Genomic DNA, 25,510 nt, shown 5'->3' with positions numbered 1-25,510 from the left:
CGGACTTCACCCTTCCCAATCCCGTTCCAGGCGGCGGCTGGAAAGGATGAAGAACAGGGCGCTCAGCAGGTAGAAACCCAGCCCGATCAGCAAGGAATAGCGCAGGGCCTCGGTGCCGTACCGGGGGGCCAGGAAGTCGGACAGGCGGCCGAAGAAGAAGATGCCGAAGCCGATGCCCACCAGGTTGTTGATGAAGAGGAAGATGGCCGAGGCGGTGGCCCGCATGGCCGGGGGCACCACGTGCTGCACGGCGGCGATGACGGGGCCCAGCCAGGCGAGGCCCAGGGCCAAGGGCAGGGTGCACAGCGCCGCCACCAGCCACAGCTCCTTGGCCAGGAAGCCCAGGGCATAGAGCGGTACCGCCACCAGGAAGGCTACGGCCGGCACCAGCGGATAGGCGGCTTTGCGCGCGCTGCCCAGCCGGTCGGCCAGGGCGCCGCCGGCCCAGATGCCCAACGTGCCGGCCACCAGGCTGCCGACGCCCAGCAGCAGCGACACGTCCTTCAGCGCCATGCCGTGCATGCGCGCCAGGAAGGCCGGCATCCAGAACGCCAGCCCATACCCCAGGACGGAGCAGGAGGCGGCACCGGCCGACAGCAGCCAGAACGACGGCTTGGTACACAGAATGGACAGCACGGCCCGCAGCGGCACCGGGGCGCCCGCGTTCTTCACGGCGTCGAACGCGCCGCGCACCGGCTCGCGCACGCAAACCAGGAAGATGGGCGTCATGATCAGGCCGCCGATGCCGCAGACGGTGAAGGCCAGGCGCCAGTTCACGGCCGTGGCGATGTAGCCGCCCAGCAGGATGCCCAGGGCGCTGCCAAAGGGGATGCCGAAGGAATAGACGGCCAGGGCGCGGGCGCGCTGGTGCTTGGGGAAATAGTCGCTGATCAGGGAATAGGCGGGGGCGACGCCGCCGGCCTCCCCCACGCCCACGCCCATGCGGCACAGGAACAGTTGCCAGAACAGGCCCACCTGGCCGGTGAGTGCCGTAAAGCCGCTCCACAGCGCCAGCGACACGGCCATGATGCGCACCCGGCTCATGCGGTCGGCCAAGCGGGCGATGGGGATGGCGAGGAAGGTGTAGAACAGGGCGAAGGCCGGCCCGCCCAGCCAGCCCAGCTGCGTATCGGTCAGCTCCAGCTCCGTCTTGATGGGCACGGCCAGAATGCTGAGGATCTGCCGGTCCACAAAGTTCAGGGTGTAGACCACGAACAGCGCCGCCATCACCAGGACGCGGTATCCTGGCCGTACCAGTGCGGTCGTCGGCGTGGCGGTCGTCTCGGTCATCGTGCTCTCGCTCATGGGTGATCCTGGCTGATCTCTAGCATGGAGCGGCGGGCGGAACCGCTGATCTGGACCCGCCCGCCGAGGCGCCGGCCGCGCCGGTGTCAGAAATGCAAGCCGATGGTGCCGGTGATGGTGCGCGGCGGGCCGTAATAGGCGGCGAAGGAATTGGCATAGGTGGCGCCGCCGAAGGGATAGCCGCCCACGCGGTACCGCTCATCCGTCAGGTTCTTGGCATGCAGGCCCACCTGCCAATGATCATCGGCGGAGGTCCAGATAAAGTTGAGGTCCAGCAAGGTGTAGCCCGGCTGATCCAGGATGCTGGCGGTGTCGTACAGCTGGGTGAAGCTGCGATAGGACACGCTGGCGGAGGAGTTCAGGGTGCTCTTGTCATCGAAGGGCAGCAGGTAGGACAGGGTAAAGCCGGTGGTCCATTTGGGGGTGTTCTGGAAGCCGCGGGTGTTGGCCACGTCCACGTACTGCCTGCTGGTCAGGTCGTAGGACAGGAACTTGTCGAACTGCGCCAGGGTGTAGCCGACATTGGCCTGGGCGGTCAGCTGGCGGGTCAGCTTTGCCACGGCCTCGAACTCCAGGCCGTAGATATGGCTGGCGCCGGCGTTGTCGACGAAGCTGGCGATACCGGTGGCGGTGGGCACCTGGGTCGTCACCTGCTGGCCGCTATAGTCGGCGTAGAAGCCGGCCAGGTTCAGCGTCAGGCGCCGATCCAGATAGTCCCCCTTCAGGCCCACCTCATAGCTATCGACCGTCTCGGGGTTATAGCCCTTGACCGTGTCGGGGGTGAGCACGGCGTCGCCGCGCATGTCGAAGCCACCGGACTTGAAGCCCTTGGAGTAGGAGACATAGCCGGTCACGTCCGGCGTCAGCTTATAGCTGACGCTGGCGCGCGGCGTGAATTCACCGAAGCTGCGGTCGTTGGTGTAGTTGGTGCGGATGGAGAAGGGCGCCTGCTGCTTGCCACCGAACATGGGGCTGCGGATGCCCAGGTAATAGGCGCGATAGACGCTGCCGGTCTTGTCGTCGTTGGTGTAGCGCCCGCCCAGCGAGACCTTCAGGTCATCGGTGATGTCGTAGCTGAGGTCGGTGAAGCCGGCGATGCTCTTGGTCTTGACCGAACCAGACGTCAGGATGCTGAGGCCCAGGTTCTGCACATCGGTGTCGAAGGCGCCGGCGGCGGTCGCGTCCATATAATAGATGCCGGCCACGCCCTGCAGCCGTTCGCCGGTGTAAACGGCCTGAACCTCCTGGCTGAACTGGTGGTCCTTGTACCAGGCGGGCACGTCCAGATAGGGCTGGGGCAGGTTGTCGAAGTCGATGTTGGTCTGGGTGTAGCCGTCGCGGTAGGCGCTGATGGCCTTCAGCAGCCACTGGTCTGACAGCTGCCATTCGGCCGTCAGCGACATGCCCCGGTTGGTCACGAAGTTGTGGTCGCCAACGCCGGCCATGGTGTCGTAGTCGTCGGCCAGGGGAGCGGCGCCGGCCGGTGTCGCCGTTTCGCGGTGGCCGCTCTTGGCGTTGGACATGTCATTGGTCTGGTCGGCCGCCACCTTGATGGTGAATTTCTCGGTGGGCTTGAATTCCGCACTGATGCGGCCGGCCACCACGTCCTTATTGTACTGGTCGGCGCCGGTGTAGAGGTTGTGGCCATAGCCATCGTGGCGATAGATGGCCACGGCGCCGCCGATGGCGAATTTCTCGCTGAGCGGCGTGCTGCCGGACAGGATGACGTTGTGCTCGTTATAGCTGCCGATCTCCACCCGCGCATTAGCGGTGGGCTGGTCGGTCATGTCGCGGGTTACATACTTGATGGCGCCGCCGATGGTGTTGCGGCCGTACAGCGTGCCCTGTGGTCCGCGCAGCACCTCGATGCGGCTGACGTCGTAGATGTCCAGCACGGCACCTTGCGGCCGGGCGATGTACACATCGTCGACGTACAGGCCCACGCCGGGCTCGAAACCCCACAGCGGGTCCTGCTGGCCCACGCCGCGGATGAAGGCGATGAGGGTGGAGTTGGAGCCGCGCGCCACCTGCACCGTGGTATTGGGTGACTTGTATTCCAGGTCGGTCAGGTTGACGGAGCCCTGGGCCTGCAACTGGTCGGCGGAAATGGCGGTGACCGCCACCGGCACATCCTTCAGGTTTTCCGCCCGGCGGCGGGCCGTCACCACTACCTCTTGCAGCACGTCGCTGTCGGTGGCGGGATCGGCGGCCTGTTGCGCCCACGCCGCATCCCCCAGCATCAGACCCGCGACCGAAACGCCCAACAACCAGCGTGCAGCCTTGCTCATTCCCTTTGCCCTCCCGTCTATGGCCCTGTTCATGGGCCCGTTCTTTCGTCCGTTGATTGCCGTTCCCCACCCGCTCCCTCAGGGCGGCAGGCCGGCGGCGAAGCCGGTGATGATCTCGTTGAAGCGCTGCGGCTCCTCCAGATGCGGCGCATGGCCGGAGGCGGCGAAGGTGACCTGCCGCGCCCGGGGCAGGGCCGTCGCCAGCCAATCGGCCGTGCCGGCGGGATAGAGCTGGCTCAGGCCCCCGCGCAGGATCAGCGTGGGCAAGTCCAACTGGCCCAGGTCGGCCCGGAAGTCCTGGGCCAGCAGGTCCAGCCATAGGGCGGCCATGGCTTCGGCATCGCATCGCGCAACCTCTCCCTCCACCCAGCGGCGCAGGCCGGTGTGCAGGCTGCCGGCGGCGAAGATGCGCCGGGCGATGCGCGGCGCGAAGGCCGCCCAGTCGGTTGCCAGTAGGCGGGCGGCTTGTGGCCCGCGCGCCTGGACCGCCCCCCGCAGGCCCCAGGGCCAGCTGGCGTCGTTGCACAGGCGCGGGCTCATATCCACCACCACCAGGCCGGCCACCCGCTCCCGGGCGCCGTCCAGCAGAGCGCGCCACGCCACCATGGCCCCCATGGACCAGCCGACCAGCAGGGTACCCCGCAGGTCCAGGGCGTTCAGCAGGGCACGCAGCGCATCCGCCTGGTCTCGCACGGTGGGGTGGGGGGCTGGGGTGGCGCCGTGGCCGGGCAGATCCGGCACCAGCACCTGGAACGAGGCGGCCAGGTCCGTAAGCTGGGGCGCGAAGAAGCCGCCATGGGTGGCCCAGCCGTGCAGCAGCACCAGAGGGCGGCCCTTGCCAGCCAGACGATAGGCCATCAGGCCCCCGTCAGCCGGTAGCAGCGGGCGTGAGTCTTCCCCGCGTGGCCGGGTCCCGGCCTGTCGCCCCAGTTCGTGCATCGGTGTTTTCCGCGCTTCGTGGTATCCACCGACGGTAGCGTCGGCGGATCATCCTCCCGCCGTCATGCTTGCCGTAAAATGAAAGTTGAGTCAACGTTCAAGTTCTGAAAAGCGAGAGAGGGAGGTTGGGGCATGGCGCGTTCACCCGAGGCGGCGAAGCGGGCTGTCGGCGATGGCGAAACCGATGCCATGACGCAGGGCGGCTTGGGCGAGGGGCCCGAGACCGAGGCGGCGCCTGGGGAAGCGGCCGCCGACAAGACGCCGCGGACCGAGCGGGGTAAGCGTACTTTGCGCAAACTGCTGGACGCCGCCGCCCTGGAATTCGGTGAGCGCGGCTTCCACGAGGCGTCGGTCAGCGGCATCACCCAGCGCGCGGCTGTGGCCCTGGGCACCTTCTACACCTACTTCGACAGCAAGGAATCGCTGTTCCGCGCGCTGGTGGAGGATATGGGCGCGCTGACCCGCCGCTGGATTGCGGAGCGGGTGGCCCACGCGCCTGACCGGCTGACGGCGGAACGCCTGGGCCTGGAGGCGTTCATCGAGTTCGTGCGCGCGCACCGCAACCTCTACCGCATCGTGATGGAGGCGCAGTTCGTTGCCGAGGATGCCTACCGGCGCTACTATCAGGTGTTCGCCGACGGCTATATCAACAATTTGGAGTCGGCCAAGAAACGGGGGGAAATCCGCGAGGGCGACGTGGAGGTGCGGGCCTGGGCCTTGATCGGCGTCAGCGTCTTCATCGGCCAGCGCTACGCCGTCTGGGGCGATGACCGCCCGGCGGCGGAAGTCGCGGCGGAGGCGGCCGACTTCATCGCCCGGGGGCTGAAGCCGTAAGTGACCAAACCTTAAGTTGCCTGGATCATTTCTGAACCGGAACGATGAGGGAGCGGGGCGCCTGGCGCCAAACCATGTGGGATCTGTTCGACCTGACGGCGCAGCGCGCCCGGCTGTCGCCGGACCGCAGGGCCCTGGTGGACCTGACCGCGGTTGGGTCCGCTGCCGGGGCGCTGACCTATGCCGGCCTGGACGATCGCGCCGCGCGTGCCGCCAGCCTGCTGGCCGCCCTGGGCGCCGAACCCGGCGACAGGGTGGCGGTGCTGTGCCGCAACCGACCAGACTTCTTCACGCTGCTGTTCGCTTGCGCCAAGCTGGGCTGCCTGCTGGTGCCGTTGAATTGGCGCATGCCGGCGGCGGAACTGGCTCCCGTGCTGGCCGATTGCCAACCCCGGCTGCTGTTCCATGGGGCCGAGGACAGGGCCACGGCCCAAGCCCTGGCCGGCGGGCTGGCCCATGTCGATCTGGCCCATGTCGATGTGGACGATGATTTCGAGGACCGGGTGGCGAAGCAGCCGCCGTTGCCCTGCCGCGAAGTCTGGCCGGCCGACGATGTCTGGTACCTGCTCTACACCTCCGGCACGACCGGTGAGCCGAAGGCCGTGCTCTACACCTACGGCATGGCCATGGCGAACTACGCCAACCTGCGCCAGGGCGTGGATTTGTCGGAGAACGACCGCACCCTGAACTACCTTCCGCTGTTCCACACCGCCGGCATCAACCTGCACACCCTGCCGCTGCTGATGGCGGGGGGCGAGGTGCTGGTGCAGCCGCAATTCGACGCCGGCGCTGTCCTGGATCTGATCGCCCAGGGCCGCATCACCACCTTCTTCGGCGTGCCCGCCGTCTATCGCCAGCTGGCCTTGCATCCCCGCTTCAGGAGCACGGACTTGGGCGCCGTGCGGCGCTGGGCTTGCGGCGGCGCCCCGCTAGAGGATGCACTGGCCCGCCGCTTCATTGAGCGCGGCGCGTTCGTGTGCAACGGCATGGGCATGACGGAGACAGGGCCGACCCTGTTCCTGAACGACCCGGCCGGGGCCGCCGCCAAGGTGGGCTCCATCGGCAAGCCGCAGATTCTATGCCGGGTGCGGGTGGTGGATGGGGCCGGGCGGGATGTGCCCGCCGGCCACGTGGGCGAGGTGTGGGTGAAGGGGCCCGCGGTGACACCCGGCTATTGGCGCCAGCCGGCGGCCACCGCCGCCGCCTTTTCCCCCGACGGCTGGCTGCGCACCGGCGACTTGGTGCGCCAGGACGAGGACGGCTATTACTACCCGGCGGGGCGGTTGAAGGAGATGTTCATCTCGGGCGGGGAGAACGTCTATCCGGTGGAGGTGGAGAACGCCCTGCTGCGCCATCCCGGCGTGCTGGAGGTTGCGGTGGTGGCCGTGCCCGACCCGGTGTGGGGGGAGGTGGGGCATGCCCATGTCCGCGCCCAGCCCGGCACCGACATCGACAGCCTGGCCAGGCATTGCCGGGGGCTGCTGGCCGGCTACAAGGTACCGCGCCGGTTCGTGCTGGTGGAGGATTTCCCCCGCACCGCCGCCGGCAAGATTCAGAAGCACCGTCTGGTGCCGCCGCCGGGCCTGGATCTGGCCTCGTGATCCTCACGCGCACCCTGAGCCAGGATGACTTCCACGCCTTCGCCCGGCTGTCGGGCGATGACAACCCCATTCATGTGGACCCGGACCATGCGGCCCGCACCCGCTTCGGCCGCACTGTGGCCCACGGCGCCCTGCTGTGCGCCCTGCTGCGCGGCCTGGCCGCCGACGCGCAGCCCGGCCAGCCCCTGGCCCGCTTGGCCGTGACCTTCCCCGCCCCCGCGTACGCGGACGAGGTGCTGACCTTCCGCGCCGATCCGCAAGACGGCGCCCACGTGCGTCTGGTGGCCCAGCGGCGGACGGACGGCCAGGTCGTGTGTGACGGCGTGGCCACCCTGGCGCCGCTGGCGCCGGATGAGGACTGGCGCGAGCCGCCGCCGGGCGCCGCCGCCCAGGTCACCCGCCTATACGCGGACCAGGATCTGGCGCTTTATGAACGCCTGACCGGCCATCGCCTGCGCGAGCCGCTGGTGCTGAGCCTCTTCTCCTTCCTGCTGGGCGTCCACCTGCCGGGGCCGGGCACCAACTACCTGAAGCAAGACACGGTGTTCTGGCGCCGGGTACCCTTGGATGCGGCGCTGTCCGCCACCGTGGCCATCACCCGCCTGCGGCCCGAAAAGCGGCTGGTGGACTTGGCCACGGTGTGCCGTATTCATGACAGTGGGCGGGACGGCGACATCGTCGCCACCGGCCGCGCCCTGGTTCTGGCGCCGCACTGGACGCCGGACGACTGGGGCCGTCATGCCCAAATGGCCGCTTGCCAGGGCTGACGGTTGCGGGTATCCACAACGCGCCGGTGTTCGTGCCGGCACTGTTGCATCAGGAGCGGGGCCGGCGTCCCGCACCAACCTGCCAGCCCAGGCAAGGTGGTTTCCGCGTCCCGCGCGGAGATGTGGCGGCCCCCGGTTCCCGGGCGGCGGCAACCAAGTGGGTCGCAGCGTATGGTCGCATCATGCCGGATCCGCTCCGTTTGGAGTGGACATCCCGTGCATATTCCCGCCGCCTTCCCGCTAAGCACGCCCGGTACCATTGCGCAGGCGGAGGAAGAACCGCCGGCCCCGGTCTTGGGCATCGCCCCGGGCATCAGCAGCCATCCGGGGGATGCCGTACATCTGCTGCGGGAAGAGCGCATGCCCCTTGCTGGCGTGCCGGACTGTGTCGCCCGCACCTACGCCGTCATCCACCGTCACCACGGCGTGTACACCCATATCTACACGGTGCTGGAAAGCCGGCAGCATGTGCGCCGGGTGACCCATCTGCGGCGGGTCCTGGACGGCGAACAACTGGCAGCCGCCCGCGCCTGGGTTCTGGCCGGCCGCCACCTGGGGCGCCTGGCCTTTTGACGTCAGGGCTCTCTTGTCAGGTCTTGGGCATCGCCGGCTGCAGGTAGCGCAGCAGGACGATCATCTCGGCGGCGTAGCCGTCGATATCGGGGCCGGCGACACCGGGCGGGTCATCCATGGCGTGCAGGATCTGCGCGCGCCCCTGCATCCAGGTGGAGACGATTTGCGCCTGAAAGGGGGAGAGGGAGGCCTGCGGGCCCACCACGTAATCCAGCGCCGCGCGGATGCGGGAGCCGCGGCCCTGGCGGAAGGCCAGGTACAACGGCACCAGGCTGGCGTCCCGGCAGGCCTCCAGCGCGAAGTCGCCCATGGCGTGGGTGGTGTTGCGGCCGGCGATGCGCCCGCCCTCCACCGGGGTCAGCATGTTGTCGGCCACGGCCCGCAGGAAGATGTCCAGCGGTGGCGGTTCGCGATTCACCGCCGGGATTTCGCGCCGCAGCTCCTCATGGATGAACTGGAAGGCGCGGCGGATGATGTCGCCGCGCGAGCGGAAGTAATAGGTGGTGGAGGAGAGAGAGACGCCCGCCCGCTGCGCCACCGCGCGATGGGTCACGGCGGCCACGCCCTGGTCGATGATGGTGGCCACGGCGGCGGCGATGATGCGCCGTTCCGTCTCGCCCACCGGTTCACCGCCGCCGTCGCCCGTGCTGCCGGGACGGCGCAGGCGCTCATGCCACAGGGCGCCGCGGCCTTCTTCCGGTTCGCACAGGTGGCGGATGTTCTCCACAACCGATAGGGCGAAGCCCGATGCGCCGCCGGCCACCAGCAGGGTGGAGCGGTCGCCCACCAGATAATGGGTCATGATGTCGGCGATATGGATGGGCAGGCCGGCCAGTGCGAACAGGTCGCGATAGTGGCTGCGCCGCTCTTCATACCATTGCGTGAGGATGGGGCGCAGGGCGGGGGTATGGCGGGCCTGGTGGATCAGCTCGTACCATACCAACTCGATGGTGCCCTGGCGTGACGACAGGTCCAGCGCCTGCACCACCAGCGCATCGGCCAGGGCGTGGACGGGCAGGCCGCCATCGCCCAGCGATACCCGGAACTGTGCCCAAGCTTGACGGTCACGCTCTGCCGCGGCCAGGAACACCGCTTGGGTCAGGCGGTCTTTGTCGCCCAGGTGATAGGGGACGGCGCTGGTGGACAGGCCGGCGGCGGCGGCCAAGTTGCGGACGCTCAATGCCTTCAGGCCGCCCTGGGCCAGCAGGGTGTGCGCCTGGTCGATCAGCCGTTCCCGGGTGCTGTCCTGGGGCCGGCCGGCCGTGCGGGATGGGGCCGACCCTCCCGCCGCCGCCGGCGGAGAATCGGAAAGGGACGGGTCCAAGGAGGGGATCAGGCCGGGCTTCATGACCGCGCTTTTATCTGCCGAAGCGCACTGATAGTCCATCCCCGACACGACGGCAACGGCGCCGTGTCAGAATACGTCACAAAGGCCAGGAAGGACGCCCCGGCCCGCGGTCGCCCCGGCCGGCAGCAGGCGCCGCCAAGAGCAAGATACAATCAGCCATGATCGTATCTTGCCCTTAACCTATTCATAATAGAGCGGATTTACACGGTCAGGCGACCCCACCTGATCGCCTTCTGCTCTAGGGTTTTTCGGCCAGGTATGCGGCGCTGAAGGTTTTCTTGGCCTCGGCGATGGGGCGCAGGGTCGGATAGAATTGCACGAAAGTAGTGTTCACCGCCCCATGCTCCCGGTGGCAGCTGTAACAGCTCTGCTCCACCGGCAACTGCTCCGCGGGCCGGGGTGCCGCGTCGCCCGCGTCAAAGGAATAAAAGCCCCAGCCGTCGTCGTGGAAGCGGGCGGTGTCTTTCACATGAACCTCCAGCCCCATGACCTCCGACGTCTGGAAATGGCCGGATTTGTTGATGGAGCCTTTGTCCGCCGCGCCGCGCACCTCCAGCACGAAGGTGGTTTTCTCCGGCCAGGTGCCGGTCTGTTTGAAGGCCAGGTAGGCCTCGCGGTTCACGAAGACGTTGTCGAACATGGAATGGCCCATGCGCATGGCCGGGCCATAGGCCATGTCGATGCCGGTGGTGACATAGACCCATTCCCGGTAGTCGGCGGGGAAGGTCAGCCGATCGTCCTTGTCGAATTGCGGAACGAAGGGGGCAGGTTCGTCCGTGGCGGCGGACCCCGTCGCGGAGGTGAGCAGCAGGCAAAGCAGGGGCATCGCCGCCGCGAGGCGGCGGGCAGGGGAAAACCAGGCCATGGGGCCCTCCGGTGGTTCAGGGTGGGATGAAACGGCTCAGCTGCTGCCGGCCGGGGAGAAATGCGCTTGATATTGGCTGGGGGACACGCCGTAGCGCTGGCGGAAGGCGCGGCGGAAGGCGTCGGCGCTGCGGAAGCCGATGGCGGCGGCCAGCGTCTCCACGCTCACGCCTGGCTGCACCAGGCGGCGGCAGGCCTCGCCCAGGCGCAGGTCGGCGACATAATCCGCCGGCGGACGGCCTAGGGCGGCGGTGAAGCGGCGCCGGAACTGCCGGGGGCTGAGGTTCACCCGCGTCGCCAACTCCTCCACCGACAGGTCGCGGTCCAGGTTGCCCAGCATCCAGGCCGACAAGTCGGCGAAGCGGTCGGCCGCCCGGCTTTGAAACCGCAGGGGTTCGGAGAATTGCGCCTGGCCGCCCGGGCGCTTCATGAACACCACCAGTTCCCGGGCCGTCGCCAGGGCCAGCGCCGGCCCGTGGTCCTCCTCCACCAGCGACAGGGCCAGGTCGATGCCGGCGGTGACGCCGGCGGCGGTGTAGAAGTCGCCGTCCTTCAGGAACAGGGCGTCGGCGCAGACGCTCAAGCGCGGGAAGCGGCGGGCCAGGTCGGCGGCATGACGCCAGTGGGTGGTGACACGGCGGCCATCCATCAGGCCGCTGGCCGCCAGGCCGTAGATGCCGGTGCAGACGCTGGCCACCCGGCGGAAGCGATGGGCGTTTCCGACCAGCCACTGCGCCACGGCGGCATTGGTGACCGGCTCACGCAGGCCCTTGCCGCCGGCGATGATCAAGGTATCCAGGTCCGGCACGTCATCGGCCGCCAGACTGTGCGCCGGGGTGAAGGTCAGGCCGGACTCGCTGGTGAAGGGCCCCGCCTTCACGCCCAGCGGCACGACGCGATAGGGCCGTTTCCCCGGCGCCATCTCGGCCTCGCCCCATTCCGCCAGGTCGGCGGCGTTGGCGAAGACCTCGGCCGGACCGGTCACGTCCAGGGCGTTGACGTCGTCATAGCCCAGAATTCCGATGCCTGCCGGTGCCCGCGTCATTCTCCATTCCCCTCATCGCGCCGCCTCTCCGGTCGGCCGCGTCGTGGGGGCAGTATCGGCCGGACGCGTGCCGGGCGGAAGGACATCCACCCGACACTATCGGCCACGACCGGTGGCACCATACGGAATGGCACCATCCCTCATTCAGGGGACTTCATGGCCCTGGCTGGCCTCCAGGATCTGGAACCAGTGCTGGCGCTGCATCTTCAGCTGTGCTGCCTGCATGTAGGTGCGCACGCGGTCCAGGCGCGTGGTGCCCAGCACCGGCACGGGGCGTGACGGATGGCGCATCAGCCAGGCCAGCGCCACCGTGCCCGGGTCGCCGATGCCCATTTCCGCGCCCACGGCCTCCAGCGCCGCCAGGGTGCGGCGCGCCTGCTCCGTGGCGCCGGTGAACAGGCCGCCACCGCCCAGGGGTGACCAGGCCATGGGCCGCATGCGCAGTTCCAGCGCCTGGTCCAGCGTGCCGTCGAACAGGGGCGCCAGGCTGGTGACGGAGAATTCGATCTGGTTGGTCACCAGCGGCCGGCCCAGGCGGGATTGCAGCAGCCGCACCTGCGACGGGTTATGGTTGGACACGCCGATGTGGCGGATCACGCCCGACCGCAGCAGCCGGTCCAGCGCGTCGGCCGTATTGTCCGGGTTCATCAGGGGATCGGGCCGGTGCAGCAGCAGCAGGTCGATATAGTCGGTGCCCAGGTTGCGCAGCGATTGCTCGACCGAGGCGATGATGTGGTCGCCGCAGGTGTTGTAATGCTTCACCACATGGCCCGGCCGCAGCGGCGACAGCAAGGCAATGTCGCATTTGGTGACCAGCTGCAGAGCAGAGCGCTTGCCGCCCCATTCCTTGAGCGCCTGGCCGAACAGGGCCTCCGCCCCGTAATCGCCGTAAATGTCGGCATGATCGAAGCTGCTGATGCCCAGCTGCAGGCATCCGTCCAGGAAGCGGGCAAGCTTTGCCGGGGTGCCGGTTTCTTCCCCCTCGCGTGAGCGCCAGGCGCCCCAGACCAGCGGCGACAGTCGCGGGCCTTCGGCGTGCAGGCAGCTCTGGGCGTCGGGAACGGGCGGGGTGTGGGTGGGGGTGCCAGGCATGGATCAGGATCCGGTTCTGAGATGGGGAATGAAAACCGTATGAAAACCGTCTGGAGAAGGGGACGCTCTTGTCGTCCCGTCCGTCCTGCGCCGATCTTCGACCTCTCCAGGGACCGCCGTCGAGTGGAAAACGTCAAGCCCATGCCACATGTCACGCCTGGCCGCCGTCACGCTGGCCGCACACGGGGCGTTGCCCGTCCGCCTTCCACCGGAAAGGGTAGGCCCGGCCTCTTGTCGCCGCGCCGCCGCTGCTGGCACAATCCCTGCATTCTTGTCAGGCCATGCGTCGTCCACACCGGCGGTGCCGGTATCGAGGAGGGATCGCGATGGGCCTGACCATACTGTTCGATGACAGCCGCCGGGTTCCCGACGACATCCTCAGCATGACCGGCGTGGGCAGTTTCGGCGGCCTGATCCACGGCCGCCGCACCCTGCTTCGCCATGTGCAAGAAGCGGCGCAGGAGGCTGGCCTGCCCCCGCCCGTGGTGGCCACCACCCGTGCCGCCCTGGATGAGGCGGCGGAGCGGGCGGGGACGGCCCCGGCGTCCACGCAGTTCCTGCTGTTCCCCGCCAACCTGGCCGCCGCCGGCCCCCGTGGGCAGCTGACGCAGTTGCTGAAGACATTGGCCCAGGCCACCGGCAACCAGGCTTGGCCGGTGCGTACCGTCGCGGAGTGGACCGGGCTGGTGCTGGTGGAACAGCGCCTGGCCGAGGGCGCGCTGAGCGCCCTGGCCCAGGGACGCCTGCGCGAATTCGTGTCGCGGCGGCGCAAGGACTTCACGGCGCCCGACCTGGCCGACACGGGTCTGATCGATTTGCGCGACCCGGCACAGTTCGTGGGGTTCCTGGCCAACAACTTCGACGCGCGCCACTTCAATTCCATCAGCGACGGGCCGGACTACACCCTGGTGAAGCGGTCGCGCGACCGCGCCAAGCTGCGGCGGGAGTTTGAGTATTACGGTCTGTTGCCGGCGCAGCAGCGTATCTTCTTCGTGCAGCCCTTCGACTTCCAGGACGACGGCGACACCGCCAGCTATCGCATGGAGCGCCTGCTGATCGCCGACATGGGCATCCAGTGGGTTCATGGCACCATGACCCCGGCGGAGTTCGGCCTGTTCCTGGACCGGGTGTTCAGCTACGTGACCCAGCGCCCGGCGCGCCGCGTCGGCCGGCCGGAGGGCAGGGCCGTCATGGACCGACTCTACCGCGACAAGGTGGTGGAGCGGGTGGCCCTGCTGAAAAGCCTGCCTGCCTACGGCGACCTGGCGCCCCTGCTGGCCCGCGCCGTGGGCGGCATCGACGCGCTGACCGACCGCTACCTGGCGGCCTACCAAGGCCTGCGGGACCGCTTCCCCGCCGACCGGCTGGTGGTGGGCCATGGCGACCTGTGCTTCTCCAACATCCTCTATTCCAAGGCGACGCAGCTGCTGCGTTTCATCGATCCGCGCGGCGTGGAGTCGGCCGATGAGCTGCACACCGATCCCTATTACGACTTGGCCAAGCTGTCCCACTCCATCCTGGGCGGCTACGACTTCGTCAACAGCGGGCAGTATGAGGTGGCGCTGGGCGCCGACCTGGGCCTGACCCTGGCCAGCGACGCCGGGGAGCGTGCCTGGGCGCAAGCGCTGTTCCGCGACCGCCTGGCCCAGGCGGGCTTCGACCCCCTGCTGGTGCGGCTGTGCGAGGCCTCGCTGTTCATCAGCATGGCGCCCTTGCACATCGACGTGCCGAAGAAGATTTTAGGCTTCGCCCTGACCGCCCGCTCCATCCTGGAAGAGATCGAGCAGGCGACCGCCGCTTGAAGCCAATCCGCTTGATGGAAGGTCCGCGTGCCCATGTCCACCGCCGCCCCGCCCACGGTCATCATCACCATGGCGGGCATGGGCCAGCGCTTCCGCGACGCCGGCTACACCGTGCCCAAGTACCGGATCGAAGCGCACGGCCGCACCCTGTTCGTCTGGTCCATGCTCAGCCTGCGCTCCTTCATTGAGGCAGGATCGCCCTGCATCTTCGTGGCCCTGCGGCAGGATGGGGCGGGGGATTTCATTCGTGAGCAAGCCGCCGCCTTGGGCATCCGCGACGTGTCCTTGATCGAACTGGACGCGCTGACTGATGGCCAGGCGACCAGCGCCTTGGCGGCCCGGGACGCGGTGGCCCACCCCGACCGGCCGATGCTGGTCTACAACATCGACACCCATGTCGACCCAGCCCACCTGCCGGCCGATGCCGTGCGCGGCGACGGTTGGGTTCCCTGCTTTCCCGGACCCGGGGCTGCCTGGAGCTTCGCCCGCGCCGACGAGAACGGCCGCATCGCCGAGCTGCGGGAGAAGGAGCGCATCTCCGACGATGCCACCGTCGGGCTCTATTGGTTCTCCTCCTTCACCCTCTACGTCCGATCCTATGCCGAGTTCTTCGCCAACCCGGCCAATATGGCGAAGGGGGAGAAGTACATCGCCCCCCTTTACAACCACCTGATCCGGGCGGGCCTGCCCGTCTACCTGCACCGCATGCCGTTCACGGCGGTGGTGCCCCTTGGCACACCGGCGGACGTGGCGCGCTTCCTGGAGGCGGCGCCGCCGGTGCTTTAACTGGCGCTGGAGGCCCCGCGCGCCGGGCAGCGTGCAGAAGGCCCGCTACAGCATAAGCAAGCAGCTGGTGCGGTGCATCGACAGCCCCATCACCCACGCTTCAGCTTCATGCCGTCGCTGTTCCTGTTCGTGGCATTCACCGATACCAGCCGCGCTGGACCATGCCTGTGCGACCTTGAATGAGGGTGGCGATATCCTCATGTCGCTGGACGCATATCCCTTCAGTCTGCGCTATCCTTGACTGGCTGACCCGTTCGCTGTGTCGTGGCAAATGAGCTTGGTGGAATAAGGTAACTGTTATGGATGCCAGGGAATATGAGCGGGCAGTCCTAGAACGGGTCCGACTAAATTGGCAGAGTCCCGAATACGAAGTAGTCCATGACATACATCTTAAAGGTCTTAAGACAAAGGTCAGCCGTCAAATTGATGGAGCTGTTTTCAGGCGAGGTTCGCGAGTTCCAATTCTCATAATTGAGGCGAAGAAACATAATAGGCCTGTCGATATAACTGTAGCGGGGGCGACAATTGCCTTGGTTCAAGATATTGGTGGAATTCCAACCGTGATGATTTCGACGTCCGGGTTTTCATTGGCGGCTAAGAATCATCTAAACTGTGAAGGAATTTCGCAATTTATAGTGACGGTCGATGAGGCGGAAGGGCTCAGATGGATTCCATCGTTAAAGGGAATTTTCCAAGTCGATCACGAATTCAAAATTGCCGCCAGCCATCTAGTTGAAGCTATTCGCAAACATGATATAGAGAAATTTTATGATGAAAATCTTCCTTACGAAGAATGGATTGACGTAATAACTGCGGGATTAACGCTATTTGAATCTTCTGCGGTGGGAATTCTCAGTAATATTGCCGCTCATCATCGCGATGATGGGCATCGATTCAACGCTATAAAAATTCTATCTGCCTACGGCTATTTAGATTTTGGAAAGATAGAAGCAATGATGGCTGCTGAACAGGATCCTGACAATTTAGAGTACCTAAACAGTCTTCTCGAGCGGTGAAGAGTGCAAAAGAGTATGAGAGTGGCGTGCCCGCATCCTCACGCCAGCACCCCGCCCAGGATCATGTCCTGGTGCAGGCGGATCAGGTCTTCCTCGCCCATGCGGCCGGCGGGGTTGTACCAGGTGCACACGCCGGTCAGCATGGCCAGGATGGCGTAGGCGGTGACGGGTGGGTCGGTGCGCTTGAACTGGCCAGCGGCCATGCCGTCCTCCAGGATGGCGACCAGCAGGCGCTCGTAATCGCGGCGCATGGCCAGGATGGCGGTACGGTTCTCCCCCTCCAGGCTGCGCAATTCGGACCCGCCGATGAACACCTCATCCGTGCGGCGGATGTGGTAGGAGACGTGGAAACGGATGAAGCGCCGCAGCCGGTCCAGGGGATCGGGCGCCCCCTCCAGCGCCGTGGCGACCTCGGCCGACAGGGCCACCATATGGTCGCGGATAAGGATGAACAGCAGTTCCTGTTTCGACTGGATGTAGTTGTACATGGACCCGGGCTGGATACCCACTTCCTGCCCCAGTTGGCGCAGCGTGATGGCCTCATAGCCATGCTCACGGATCAGCCGCAGGCCCGCCGCGCGTATCGCCTCCATCGTCTTCGGGCCGCGAGAGCCCACCGTGCGCACCATGCTCAAAAATCCAATCTCAAACGTTTCCGGGGCTTAGCCCGTCCCGGCCTTGCGACTTTTCGGGCCATGGGTGGCGGCCGTCAAGATCACGCCCCATTTGGTCCCTAAATCACCCTTGCGGCCCGCCCGAAAGAAACGTATGACCGTTTGTAAATAAGCAATCTCACATTCCCTGAGGGAGGACAAGCCCGCCATGTCGATCTCCGCCGCGTTCCCCACCATGGATTTTGGCCTCGGCGAAACCGCCGACATGTTGCGCGACGCCGTGGCGTCCTTCTCGGCGGCCGAGATCGCCCCGCGCGCGGCGGAGATCGACCGCACGGACCAGTTCCCCATGGACCTGTGGCGCAAGCTGGGCGACCTGGGCGTGCTGGGCGTGACGGCGGAGGAGGAGTACGGCGGGGCGGCCATGGGCTATGTCGAGCACATGGTGGCGATGGAGGAGATCAGCCGCGCCTCCGCCTCGGTCGGCCTCAGCTACGGCGCCCATTCCAACCTGTGCGTCAACCAGATCCGCCTGAACGGCCGGCCCGAGCAGAAGACCCGCTACCTGCCCAAGCTGATCTCGGGCGAGCATGTCGGCGCCCTGGCCATGAGCGAGCCCGGTGCCGGCTCCGACGTCGTGTCCATGAAGCTGAAGGCGGAGCGCCGGGGCGACCGCTACGTCCTGAACGGCACCAAGATGTGGATCACCAACGGCCCCGACGCCGACACCCTGGTGGTCTACGCCAAGACCGACCCGTCGGCGGGCCCCAAGGGCATCACCGCCTTCCTGATCGAGAAAGGCTTCAAGGGCTTCTCCTGCGCGCAGAAGCTGGACAAGCTGGGCATGCGCGGCAGCCACACCGGCGAGCTGGTGTTTGAGGACTGCGAAGTGCCGGAGGAGAACATCCTGGGCCAACTGGGCGGCGGCGTCCGCGTGCTGATGAGCGGCCTGGATTATGAGCGGGCCGTGCTGGCCGCCGGCCCCCTGGGCATCATGCAGGCCTGCCTGGACGTGGTCGTGCCCTATGTCCATGACCGGGAGCAGTTCGGCCAGCCCATCGGTGAGTTCCAGTTCATCCAGGGCAAGGTCGCGGACATGTACGTGGCCCTGAACTCCGCCCGCGCCTACGTCTATGCCGTGGGCCGCGCGGCCGACGCCAAGAAGATCACCCGCAAGGACGCGGCCGGGGCCATCCTGCTGGCGGCGGAAAGCGCCACCAAATGCGCGCTGGACGCCATCCAGATCCTGGGCGGCAACGGCTACATCAACGAATACGCCACCGGCCGCCTGCTGCGCGACGCCAAGCTGTATGAGATCGGCGCCGGCACCTCGGAGATCCGCCGCATGCTGATCGGCCGGGAACTGTTCCGCGAAAGCGCCACCTGACCGGCGCATCGGCCCGCCGACCTCATCTGCCTGAGACAACAAGGGGGAACACCCGCGTCATGCCCCAGCTGATTTCCCAGATCGACACCCGCGCCGCCGCCTACGCCGACAATGTCGCGGCCATGCGCGCCCTGGTCGACGACCTGCACACCACCGTCACCGGCATCAAGCAGGGCGGGGGTGAGAAGGCGCGGGCCAAGCACCTGTCGCGCGGCAAGCTGCTGCCCCGTGACCGGGTGCGCCACCTGCTGGACCCGGGCAGCCCCTGGCTGGAGTTTTCGCAGCTGGCCGCCCACGGCGTCTATGACGACGTGGTGCCGGCCGCCGGCATCCTGACCGGCATCGGCCGCGTCTCGGGCACCGAGTGCGTGGTGGTGGCCAACGACGCCACGGTCAAGGGCGGCACCTACTACCCCCTGACGGTGAAGAAGCACCTGCGGGCGCAGGAGATCGCGCGGGAAAACAACCTGCCGTGCGTCTATCTGGTGGACAGCGGTGGCGCCAACCTGCCCAACCAGGACGAGGTGTTCCCCGACCGCGACCATTTCGGCCGCATCTTCTACAACCAGGCCACCATGTCGGCCGCCGGCATCCCGCAGATCGCCGTGGTCATGGGCAGCTGCACGGCGGGCGGCGCCTATGTCCCGGCCATGGCGGACGAGTCCATCATCGTCCGCAACCAGGGCACCATCTTCCTCGGCGGGCCGCCCCTGGTGAAGGCCGCCACCGGTGAGGTGGTGAGTGCCGAGGATCTGGGCGGCGCCGACGTGCACAGCCGCACCAGCGGCGTCACCGATCATCTGGCCCAGAACGACGCCCACGCCCTGGCCATCGCCCGGCGCATCGTCGGCAATTTGAACCGCGTTAAGGCGCCGGCCCTGGCGCTCCGCGAACCGGTGGCACCCAAGTACGCGGCGGAGGAAATCTACGGCATCATCCCCACCGACAGCCGCAAGCCCTTCGACGTGCGCGAGATCATCGCCCGCCTGGTCGACGGATCGGAGTTCGATGAGTTCAAGCAGTTGTACGGCGCCACCCTGGTCTGCGGCTTCGCCCACCTGTGGGGCTATCCCGTGGGCATCATCGCCAACAACGGCATCCTGTTCTCGGAAAGCGCGCTGAAGGGCGCGCATTTCATCGAGCTGTGCAATCAGCGCGGCATCCCGCTGATTTTCCTGCAGAATATCACCGGTTTCATGGTCGGGCAGAAGTATGAGAACGCCGGCATCGCCAAGGACGGCGCCAAGCTGGTGACGGCCGTGGCCTGCGCCAAGGTGCCCAAGTTCACCGTCATCATCGGTGGCAGCTTCGGTGCCGGCAATTACGGCATGTGCGGCCGGGGCTATTCCCCCCGCTTCCTCTACATGTGGCCCAATGCCCGCATCAGCGTCATGGGCGGGGAGCAGGCTGCCGGCGTCCTGGCCACGGTGAAGCGCGATGGCCTGGAGGCCCAGGGCAAAACCTGGAGTGCCGAGGAGGAGGAGGCGTTCAAGGCCCCCATCCGCGCCCAGTACGAACACCAGGGCCATCCCTATTACGCCAGCGCCCGCCTGTGGGATGACGGCATCATCGACCCCGCGGAGACGCGGATGGTGCTGGCGCTGTCCTTGTCCGCCGCCCTCAATGCAGCCCCTGACGTCAATAGGGGGGAGCCGACCACCTACGGCGTCTTCCGGATGTGAGATCAAGACCATGACCGATGTTCTTGCCACAGTGGATCAAGCCGGGACCGCCACCGTCACCCTGGACCGGCCGGCCCTGCACAATGCCTTCAACGAGGGCGTGATCGCCGAGCTGACCCAGCTGTTCGACCAGCTGGGCCGTGACCCGGACGTGCGCGTCATCCTGCTGAAGGGCAATGGCCCCAGCTTCTCCGCCGGGGCGGACCTGGACTGGATGCGGCGCATGGCGGGCTATACCCGCGACCAGAACCACGCCGACGCGCTGGGCCTGGCCACCATGCTGCGCACCCTGAACCGCTGCCCCAAACCCACCATCGCCGTGGTGCACGGGGCGGCCTTCGGCGGCGGCGTGGGCTTGGTGGCCTGCTGCGACATCGCCGTCGCGGCCGAGGGCGCCACCTTCTGCCTGTCGGAGGTCAAGCTGGGCCTGATCCCGGCCACCATCGGCCCCTATGTCGTGGCCGCCATGGGAGAGCGTGCCTGCCGCCGCTATTTCCTGACGGCGGAGCGCTTCAGCGCGGCGGATGCCCAGGCGGCGGGCCTAGTGCACCAGGTGGTGCCGGCCGACCAGCTGGACGAGGCCGTGGCCACGCTGGTGAAGCGCCTGGGCGAGGGGGGCCCCGTTGCCCAGGCGGCCGCCAAGCAGCTGGTCTTCGACTGCGCCAACCAGCCGGTCACCGACGCGCTGATCAGCGACACGGCGGAACGCATCGCCCGCATCCGGGCCAGTGACGAGGGGCGGGAGGGTGTTTCCGCCTTTCTGGAAAAGCGCAAGGCCGCCTGGGTCCAGCCTGCAGGGGACAAGTGATGATCGATACGCTGCTGATCGCCAACCGCGGTGAAATCGCCTGCCGCATCATCCGCACGGCCCGCCGCCTGGGCATCCGCACCGTCGCGGTCTATTCCGACGCCGACGCGGGTGCGCTGCATGTGGCCTTGGCGGATGAGGCGCTGCGCATTGGCGCCGCCCCGGCCCGGGACAGCTACCTGCGCATGGACGCCATCCTGGACGCGGCCGCCCGCACCGGCGCCCAGGCCATTCACCCCGGCTATGGCTTCCTGTCGGAAAACGCCGGCTTCGCCGAGGCCTGCGCCGCCGCCGGCCTGATCTTCGTCGGCCCGCCGGCCAGCGCCATCCGCGCCATGGGCGGCAAGTCCGAGGCCAAGGCCCTGATGGAAACCGCCGGCGTCCCCCTGGTGCCTGGTTACCATGGGGAGGAGCAGAACAGCGGCGTGCTGGCGGCGGAGGCGGCCCGCATCGGCTTCCCCGTGCTGATCAAGGCGTCGGCCGGCGGCGGCGGCAAGGGCATGAAGGTCGCCACCTCGGCCGAGGACTTTCACGAGCAGCTGGCCTCCGCCAAGCGCGAGGCACAGGCCGCCTTCGGCAACGACCGGGTGTTGATCGAGAAGTACCTAGGCCGGCCGCGCCATGTGGAAATCCAGGTCTTCGCCGACAGCCACGGCAACTGCGTCTACCTGTTCGAGCGTGACTGTTCCATCCAGCGCCGCCACCAGAAGGTGGTGGAGGAGGCGCCGGCGCCCAACCTGCCGCTGGAGCTGCGGCAGGAGATGGGGGCGGCGGCCGTGGCGGCGGCCAAGGCCATCGGCTATGTCGGCGCCGGCACGGTGGAATTTTTGCTGGACCCGGTGGAGACGGGCGGCGACGGCCGTTTCTACTTCATGGAGATGAACACCCGCCTGCAGGTCGAACATCCGGTGACGGAGTACATCACCGGGCAGGATCTGGTGGAGTGGCAGTTGCGGGTGGCGGCCGGCGGCGCCCTGCCGCTGAACCAGGATCAGCTGGCGGTGACCGGCCACGCCATCGAGGTGCGCCTCTACGCCGAGGATCCAGACAAGGGTTTCCTGCCGCAGACCGGCACCCTGTCGCACCTGCGCTTCCCGGAAGCGGGGTCGCATGTGCGTGTGGACACGGGGGTGCGCCAGGGCGACGCCATTTCCATCCACTATGACCCCATGATCGCCAAGCTGATCGTCTGGGACGTGGACCGCCCCGCCGCGGTGCGGCGCCTGCGCCAGGCCCTGGCGGGTACGGAAGTGGGCGGCCTGGCCGCCAACATCCCCTTCCTGGCGTCCATCGCCGGCCATCCTGCCTTTCTGGCGGCCGACCTCGATACCCGCTTCATCGAGCGATACCAGGCCGACCTGCTGCCCGCGCCGGCCGCTCCTGACGATGACGTGCTGGCGCTGGCTGCCTTGGGCGTGCTGCTGGAGCGCGAGGCGGAGACGGCAGCCGCGGCCGCTCGGACCAACGACCCGTGGAGCCCCTGGGCCATGGCGGACAGCTGGCGCCTGAACGACGCCGTGGCGGAGATCCTGACCTTCACCGATGGGCGCGAGGGCGCTGAGCCGCAGGAGGTGCGGGCCCGCCGCCGGCGCGATGGCGGCTTCGACATCACCCTGCCCAGTGGCCAGGAACTGGCGGGGAATGCCCGCTTCGCGGCGGATGGCCGCCTGGTGGCCGAGGTCGGCGGGCGCCGCCTGACGGCCGGGTGGTCGCGCCGGGCGCGGGAGCTGGACCTGTTCCGCCCCGGCCGACATCACCGCCTGACCCAGATCGACCCGCTGGACGTTGGTGTGGTCGATGCCGGCGGCGGTGGCCGCCTGGTGGCGCCCATGCCGGGCAAGGTGATCGCCGTGCTGGTGGCGGCCGGGGACCGGGTGGAGAAGGGCCAGGGCCTGGTGGTGCTGGAGGCCATGAAGATGGAGCACACCATCAAGGCGCAAGGGCCCGGCACGGTGGAAGCCGTGCGCTATACCGTGGGCGACCAGGTGCCGGACGGTGCTGAGCTGATCATCGTGAAAGGGGATGAGGCATGAGTGGTCCTGCCATCCGTATCGTCGAGGTCGGTCCCCGCGATGGCCTGCAGAACGAGGCGGCGCTGGTGCCCACCGACACCAAGGTGGCCCTGATCGACCGCCTGTCGGCCACCGGCCTGGCGGTGGTGGAGGCCGGGGCCTTCGTCTCGCCCAAATGGGTGCCGCAGATGGCCGACACGGCCGACGTGCTGGCCCGCATCCAGCGAAAGGCGGGCGTCGGCTACCCCGTGCTGGTGCCCAATGAGCGTGGCTTCACCCAGGCGCTGGCGGCCGGCGTGACGGAAATCGCCGTCTTCGCCGCCGCGTCGGAGGCCTTTTCCCAGCGCAACATCAATTGTTCCATCGCCGAGAGCCTGGACCGCTTCGCCCCCGTGACGCGCCTGGCGCGCGACAACGGCATCGCCGTGCGCGGCTATGTCTCCTGCGTGCTGGGATGCCCCTATGAGGGCGCGATCGACCCCGCCAAGGTGGCGGAGGTATCGGCCCGCCTGGTGGAGCTGGGCTGCGCCGAAATCTCCCTCGGCGACACCATCGGCGTGGGCACGCCGGCCAAGGCGGCGGCCCTGATCCGGCGCGTGGCCGAAGAGGTGCCGGTGTCTCGGCTGGCCGCGCATTTCCACGACACCTACGGCCAGGCCCTGGCCAACCTGTTGGCCTGCCTGGATGAAGGCATCCGGGTCATCGACAGCTCCGTCGCCGGCCTCGGCGGCTGCCCCTATGCCAAGGGCGCCACCGGCAACGTGGCGACGGAGGACGTGGTCTACATGCTGGAAGGGCAGGGCCTGTCGACGGCCGTGGACCTCGACGCCCTGTCCGTCATCGGCGGCTGGATCTCCGACGCCATTGGCCGCCCTAACGCCAGCCGCGCCGGCCGCGCCCTGCTGGCCAAGGCGGGCTGAGGGGCGGTTATTCGCCGATCTTTTGCAAGATCAGGTCGTGAAGGGCGGACGCGGGCTGGCTCAGGCGCGTGCCGGCGCGGGTGACCAGGCCTAGAGTGCGGCTGAGTTCAGGGTCCCGCATCGGTATGCCCACCAGCCCCGGATAGGCGTTGTTGGCCAGGGCCAGCGCGGGCAGCACCGCCACCCCCAGCCCGGCCGATACAAGGCCCAGCGCCCCGGCGACATGATTGGCCTCATAATGGATGGTGGGCCGCCGCGGCAGGCCGGCCAGCACGTTCTCGATCAGGATGCGGTTGCCGCTGTTCAGCGAGACAGCGATCAGGCGTTCGGCCTCCAGGCTGTCCCAGCGGGCCGCCGCTGCCGCCGCCAGGGGATGGTCCCGGCGTACCGCCAGCACATAGGGTTCGCTGCGGATGGGAATGAAATCCACCTCCGCGTTCTGGGCACCCAGGAAACTGATCCCGATATCGGCCTCGCCCCCCATCACGGCATCTAGCACCTTGCCGGCGCTTTCATCGATGATGCGGATGCGTACTCCCGGATGGGTTTGGGCGTATAGGCGCAGGATGCCGGGCAACACATGGTTGGCCACGGAAGGCACGCAGGCCACCGTCACCAGCTGCTTGGCCCGGCTGGCGCGCTCTACCATGCTCGCGCGTGCTAATTCCAACTCTTCCAGGATGACGACGGCGTGGTTCAGGAACTGACGGCCGGCCTCCGTCAAGTCCACCTTGCGCGTCGTGCGCTCCAGCAGGCGCATCTCCAGCGCCGCCTCCAGCTTCTCCACCCGCCGGCTTAAGGCGGGCTGGGATAGGTGCAGCCTGTCCGCCGCCGCGCGGAAGTTCAGCGTCTGCGCCACTGTGACGAAGGCCAGCACCTCCCCAAACTCGAAATCCAGCCGCATGCCACGCGCTCCAATTGATGCACCATCATTATTAATTGAGAAGATAAATGCAATTCCTGTCCGGTCGCCGGCATTCCACAATGGCGGCGATATTAAAACCGGAGGAGACGGTGATGACCGGAAGTGTCCCGCGTTCCGCGGGCGGCGTCATGTCGCGTGCGTTCGCCCTGCTGCTGGCGTTGTCGCCGCTGTCGGCCAACGCCGCGGAACTGCACGTCGCCAGTTCCGGTGGCTTCGCCGCCGCGTATAAGGCCCTGGCGCCGGAATTCGAAAAACGCACCGGGCACACGCTGGTCTCGGTGTGGGGCCCGTCCATGGGGGACACGCCGGAGGCCATCCCCAATCGGCTGCGCCAGCATCAGGATATCGATGTCGTCATCATGGTGGGCGACAGCCTTGAAGCGCTGGTGCGGGACGGGCAGGTGATGGATCTGGACCACCGGGTCCTGGCCCTGTCCAAGATCGGCCTGGCCGTGAAGGCCGGCGCGCCCCATCCGGACATCTCGACCGTGGCGTCCTTGAAGAAGGTGCTGCTGGACGCCAAGTCGGTCGCCTATTCCGACAGCGCCAGCGGTGTCTTCCTGTCCACGGTCCTCTTCAAGCGCCTGGGCATCGCCGACGCCATGAGGGACAAGGCGCGGATGATCCCGGCGGAGCCGGTCGGCAACGTCGTCGCCCGCGGCGAGGCGGAGATCGGCTTCCAGCAGATCAGCGAATTATTGCCGCTGTCCGGCATCGACATCGTCGGGCCCTTGCCCGATGAGGCGCAGAAGGTGACACCGTTTTCCATCGGCATCGTTGCCGGAACACGGGAAACGCAGGCGGCCGAGGACCTGACCGCGTTCCTGTCCTCGCCCGACGCCGCGTCGCTGATCACCAAATCCGGGCTGGTGCCCGCCACCGCAGCCCCCCGCTGAGGATCG

General features: G+C 67.6%; 22 protein-coding genes and 1 riboswitch. Of the genes, 13 read left to right on the top strand and 9 right to left on the bottom strand.

Annotated features, from left to right (window positions below; translation table 11 throughout):
• Window positions 1-6: 6 nt before the first annotated feature.
• From FBZ87_RS21415 to FBZ87_RS21405, 3 genes are all read right to left on the bottom strand, one after another.
• The gene (locus FBZ87_RS21415; RefSeq protein ID WP_186454894.1) at window positions 7-1,305 is read right to left on the bottom strand and encodes a spinster family MFS transporter; all 1,299 of its coding nucleotides are present in this window, start codon (window positions 1,303-1,305) and stop codon (window positions 7-9) included.
• 86 nt (window positions 1,306-1,391) lie between these two features.
• A complete protein-coding gene (locus tag FBZ87_RS21410) occupies window positions 1,392-3,593 on the bottom strand; it encodes a TonB-dependent receptor (RefSeq protein WP_145612626.1) in 2,202 nt (733 codons plus the stop codon).
• Between the two features lie 78 nt (window positions 3,594-3,671).
• Entirely contained in the window at window positions 3,672-4,451 is a 780-nt protein-coding gene (locus FBZ87_RS21405; protein WP_186454893.1) for an alpha/beta fold hydrolase, read from the bottom strand.
• 213 nt (window positions 4,452-4,664) lie between these two features.
• On the opposite strand from FBZ87_RS21405, the gene FBZ87_RS21400 reads away from it, so the two are divergent.
• From FBZ87_RS21400 to FBZ87_RS21380, 4 genes are all read left to right on the top strand, one after another.
• Window positions 4,665-5,366 carry a TetR/AcrR family transcriptional regulator gene (locus FBZ87_RS21400; protein WP_186454892.1) on the top strand — a complete coding sequence of 234 codons (702 nt, stop codon included), beginning with the start codon at window positions 4,665-4,667 and terminating at the stop codon, window positions 5,364-5,366.
• 44 nt (window positions 5,367-5,410) lie between these two features.
• Window positions 5,411-6,967, top strand: coding sequence for an AMP-binding protein (locus FBZ87_RS21395; RefSeq protein WP_246134522.1), 1,557 nt, complete (start codon window positions 5,411-5,413; stop codon window positions 6,965-6,967).
• On the top strand, window positions 6,964-7,734 hold the full coding sequence (locus tag FBZ87_RS29490; protein ID WP_211107043.1) for a MaoC/PaaZ C-terminal domain-containing protein: 771 nt from the start codon (window positions 6,964-6,966) through the stop codon (window positions 7,732-7,734). Before FBZ87_RS21395 ends, FBZ87_RS29490 begins: the two co-directional genes overlap by 4 nt.
• A 41-nt stretch (window positions 7,735-7,775) precedes the next feature.
• Window positions 7,776-7,901: riboswitch (SAM-I-IV-variant riboswitch) on the top strand.
• A 49-nt stretch (window positions 7,902-7,950) separates the two neighbouring features.
• Window positions 7,951-8,307 carry a hypothetical protein gene (locus FBZ87_RS21380; protein ID WP_145612624.1) on the top strand — a complete coding sequence of 119 codons (357 nt, stop codon included), beginning with the start codon at window positions 7,951-7,953 and terminating at the stop codon, window positions 8,305-8,307.
• A 16-nt stretch (window positions 8,308-8,323) separates the two neighbouring features.
• Here the strand turns inward: FBZ87_RS21380 and FBZ87_RS21375 are convergent, their stop codons facing one another.
• The 4 genes from FBZ87_RS21375 to FBZ87_RS21360 all read right to left on the bottom strand — a co-directional run bounded on the left by FBZ87_RS21375 (window position 8,324) and on the right by FBZ87_RS21360 (window position 12,656).
• Window positions 8,324-9,655: a TetR/AcrR family transcriptional regulator gene (locus tag FBZ87_RS21375; protein ID WP_186454891.1), complete on the bottom strand. Its 1,332-nt coding sequence runs from the start codon at window positions 9,653-9,655 to the stop codon at window positions 8,324-8,326.
• A gap of 238 nt (window positions 9,656-9,893) precedes the next feature.
• Window positions 9,894-10,520 (bottom strand): cytochrome P460 family protein, encoded by a 627-nt coding sequence (locus FBZ87_RS21370; protein WP_211107042.1) that lies wholly within the window; start codon window positions 10,518-10,520, stop codon window positions 9,894-9,896.
• Window positions 10,521-10,556: 36 nt separating this feature from the next.
• Entirely contained in the window at window positions 10,557-11,564 is a 1,008-nt protein-coding gene (locus FBZ87_RS21365; RefSeq protein WP_145612622.1) for a GlxA family transcriptional regulator, read from the bottom strand.
• A gap of 144 nt (window positions 11,565-11,708) precedes the next feature.
• Window positions 11,709-12,656, bottom strand: a complete 948-nt coding sequence (locus FBZ87_RS21360) for an aldo/keto reductase (protein ID WP_145612621.1) — start codon at window positions 12,654-12,656, stop codon at window positions 11,709-11,711.
• A gap of 326 nt (window positions 12,657-12,982) precedes the next feature.
• On the opposite strand from FBZ87_RS21360, the gene FBZ87_RS21355 reads away from it, so the two are divergent.
• From FBZ87_RS21355 to FBZ87_RS21345, 3 genes are all read left to right on the top strand, one after another.
• Window positions 12,983-14,458, top strand: a complete 1,476-nt coding sequence (locus FBZ87_RS21355; RefSeq protein ID WP_145612620.1) for a capsular biosynthesis protein — start codon at window positions 12,983-12,985, stop codon at window positions 14,456-14,458.
• A 27-nt stretch (window positions 14,459-14,485) separates the two neighbouring features.
• Window positions 14,486-15,244 (top strand): glycosyltransferase family 2 protein, encoded by a 759-nt coding sequence (locus tag FBZ87_RS21350; RefSeq protein WP_211107041.1) that lies wholly within the window; start codon window positions 14,486-14,488, stop codon window positions 15,242-15,244.
• Between the two features lie 299 nt (window positions 15,245-15,543).
• Window positions 15,544-16,260 carry a hypothetical protein gene (locus FBZ87_RS21345; protein WP_145612619.1) on the top strand — a complete coding sequence of 239 codons (717 nt, stop codon included), beginning with the start codon at window positions 15,544-15,546 and terminating at the stop codon, window positions 16,258-16,260.
• Between the two features lie 38 nt (window positions 16,261-16,298).
• Here FBZ87_RS21345 and FBZ87_RS21340 read toward each other — a convergent pair whose 3' ends face one another.
• Entirely contained in the window at window positions 16,299-16,889 is a 591-nt protein-coding gene (locus tag FBZ87_RS21340) for a TetR/AcrR family transcriptional regulator (protein ID WP_145612618.1), read from the bottom strand.
• 193 nt (window positions 16,890-17,082) lie between these two features.
• Here FBZ87_RS21340 and FBZ87_RS21335 point away from each other — a divergent pair, with 193 nt between their 5' ends.
• Genes FBZ87_RS21335 through FBZ87_RS21315 form a run of 5 tightly spaced genes read left to right on the top strand, consistent with a single transcriptional unit; the run spans window position 17,083 to window position 23,683 of the window.
• Complete coding sequence (locus tag FBZ87_RS21335; RefSeq protein WP_145612617.1) at window positions 17,083-18,261, top strand: isovaleryl-CoA dehydrogenase; 1,179 nt, start codon at window positions 17,083-17,085, stop codon at window positions 18,259-18,261.
• 59 nt (window positions 18,262-18,320) lie between these two features.
• Window positions 18,321-19,943 carry a carboxyl transferase domain-containing protein gene (locus tag FBZ87_RS21330; protein ID WP_145612616.1) on the top strand — a complete coding sequence of 541 codons (1,623 nt, stop codon included), beginning with the start codon at window positions 18,321-18,323 and terminating at the stop codon, window positions 19,941-19,943.
• 10 nt (window positions 19,944-19,953) lie between these two features.
• The gene (locus FBZ87_RS21325; protein ID WP_145612615.1) at window positions 19,954-20,751 is read left to right on the top strand and encodes an enoyl-CoA hydratase/isomerase family protein; all 798 of its coding nucleotides are present in this window, start codon (window positions 19,954-19,956) and stop codon (window positions 20,749-20,751) included.
• Complete coding sequence (locus tag FBZ87_RS21320; RefSeq protein ID WP_145612614.1) at window positions 20,751-22,784, top strand: acetyl/propionyl/methylcrotonyl-CoA carboxylase subunit alpha; 2,034 nt, start codon at window positions 20,751-20,753, stop codon at window positions 22,782-22,784. Before FBZ87_RS21325 ends, FBZ87_RS21320 begins: the two co-directional genes overlap by 1 nt.
• Window positions 22,781-23,683, top strand: coding sequence for a hydroxymethylglutaryl-CoA lyase (locus FBZ87_RS21315; protein ID WP_145612613.1), 903 nt, complete (start codon window positions 22,781-22,783; stop codon window positions 23,681-23,683). Before FBZ87_RS21320 ends, FBZ87_RS21315 begins: the two co-directional genes overlap by 4 nt.
• 7 nt (window positions 23,684-23,690) lie before the next feature.
• Here FBZ87_RS21315 and FBZ87_RS21310 read toward each other — a convergent pair whose 3' ends face one another.
• Entirely contained in the window at window positions 23,691-24,587 is an 897-nt protein-coding gene (locus tag FBZ87_RS21310; RefSeq protein WP_145612612.1) for a LysR family transcriptional regulator, read from the bottom strand.
• 113 nt (window positions 24,588-24,700) lie between these two features.
• Here FBZ87_RS21310 and FBZ87_RS21305 point away from each other — a divergent pair, with 113 nt between their 5' ends.
• The gene (locus FBZ87_RS21305) at window positions 24,701-25,504 is read left to right on the top strand and encodes a substrate-binding domain-containing protein (protein ID WP_211107040.1); all 804 of its coding nucleotides are present in this window, start codon (window positions 24,701-24,703) and stop codon (window positions 25,502-25,504) included.
• The last annotated feature ends 6 nt before the right edge of the window (window positions 25,505-25,510 follow it).

The sequence above is a fragment of the Nitrospirillum amazonense genome (assembly GCF_007828035.1).
Taxonomy (GTDB): domain Bacteria; phylum Pseudomonadota; class Alphaproteobacteria; order Azospirillales; family Azospirillaceae; genus Nitrospirillum; species Nitrospirillum amazonense.
Note: the sequence above shows the minus strand (reverse complement) of the source record. Positions and strands in the feature narration are given on the sequence as shown.

What these genes read in the sequence shown, in the direction of transcription:
- FBZ87_RS21415 (WP_186454894.1), bottom strand. Translation starts at nt 1,305, where the DNA reads ATGAGCGAGAGCACGATGACCGAGACGACCGCCACGCCGACGACCGCA.
- FBZ87_RS21410 (WP_145612626.1), bottom strand. Translation starts at nt 3,593, where the DNA reads ATGAGCAAGGCTGCACGCTGGTTGTTGGGCGTTTCGGTCGCGGGTCTG.
- FBZ87_RS21405 (WP_186454893.1), bottom strand. Translation starts at nt 4,451, where the DNA reads ATGGCCTATCGTCTGGCTGGCAAGGGCCGCCCTCTGGTGCTGCTGCAC.
- FBZ87_RS21400 (WP_186454892.1), top strand. Translation starts at nt 4,665, where the DNA reads ATGGCGCGTTCACCCGAGGCGGCGAAGCGGGCTGTCGGCGATGGCGAA.
- FBZ87_RS21395 (WP_246134522.1), top strand. Translation starts at nt 5,411, where the DNA reads ATGAGGGAGCGGGGCGCCTGGCGCCAAACCATGTGGGATCTGTTCGAC.
- FBZ87_RS21375 (WP_186454891.1), bottom strand. Translation starts at nt 9,655, where the DNA reads ATGAAGCCCGGCCTGATCCCCTCCTTGGACCCGTCCCTTTCCGATTCT.
- FBZ87_RS21370 (WP_211107042.1), bottom strand. Translation starts at nt 10,520, where the DNA reads ATGGCCTGGTTTTCCCCTGCCCGCCGCCTCGCGGCGGCGATGCCCCTG.
- FBZ87_RS21365 (WP_145612622.1), bottom strand. Translation starts at nt 11,564, where the DNA reads ATGACGCGGGCACCGGCAGGCATCGGAATTCTGGGCTATGACGACGTC.
- FBZ87_RS21360 (WP_145612621.1), bottom strand. Translation starts at nt 12,656, where the DNA reads ATGCCTGGCACCCCCACCCACACCCCGCCCGTTCCCGACGCCCAGAGC.
- FBZ87_RS21355 (WP_145612620.1), top strand. Translation starts at nt 12,983, where the DNA reads ATGGGCCTGACCATACTGTTCGATGACAGCCGCCGGGTTCCCGACGAC.
- FBZ87_RS21345 (WP_145612619.1), top strand. Translation starts at nt 15,544, where the DNA reads ATGGATGCCAGGGAATATGAGCGGGCAGTCCTAGAACGGGTCCGACTA.
- FBZ87_RS21340 (WP_145612618.1), bottom strand. Translation starts at nt 16,889, where the DNA reads ATGGTGCGCACGGTGGGCTCTCGCGGCCCGAAGACGATGGAGGCGATA.
- FBZ87_RS21335 (WP_145612617.1), top strand. Translation starts at nt 17,083, where the DNA reads ATGTCGATCTCCGCCGCGTTCCCCACCATGGATTTTGGCCTCGGCGAA.
- FBZ87_RS21330 (WP_145612616.1), top strand. Translation starts at nt 18,321, where the DNA reads ATGCCCCAGCTGATTTCCCAGATCGACACCCGCGCCGCCGCCTACGCC.
- FBZ87_RS21325 (WP_145612615.1), top strand. Translation starts at nt 19,954, where the DNA reads ATGACCGATGTTCTTGCCACAGTGGATCAAGCCGGGACCGCCACCGTC.
- FBZ87_RS21320 (WP_145612614.1), top strand. Translation starts at nt 20,751, where the DNA reads ATGATCGATACGCTGCTGATCGCCAACCGCGGTGAAATCGCCTGCCGC.
- FBZ87_RS21315 (WP_145612613.1), top strand. Translation starts at nt 22,781, where the DNA reads ATGAGTGGTCCTGCCATCCGTATCGTCGAGGTCGGTCCCCGCGATGGC.
- FBZ87_RS21310 (WP_145612612.1), bottom strand. Translation starts at nt 24,587, where the DNA reads ATGCGGCTGGATTTCGAGTTTGGGGAGGTGCTGGCCTTCGTCACAGTG.
- FBZ87_RS21305 (WP_211107040.1), top strand. Translation starts at nt 24,701, where the DNA reads ATGACCGGAAGTGTCCCGCGTTCCGCGGGCGGCGTCATGTCGCGTGCG.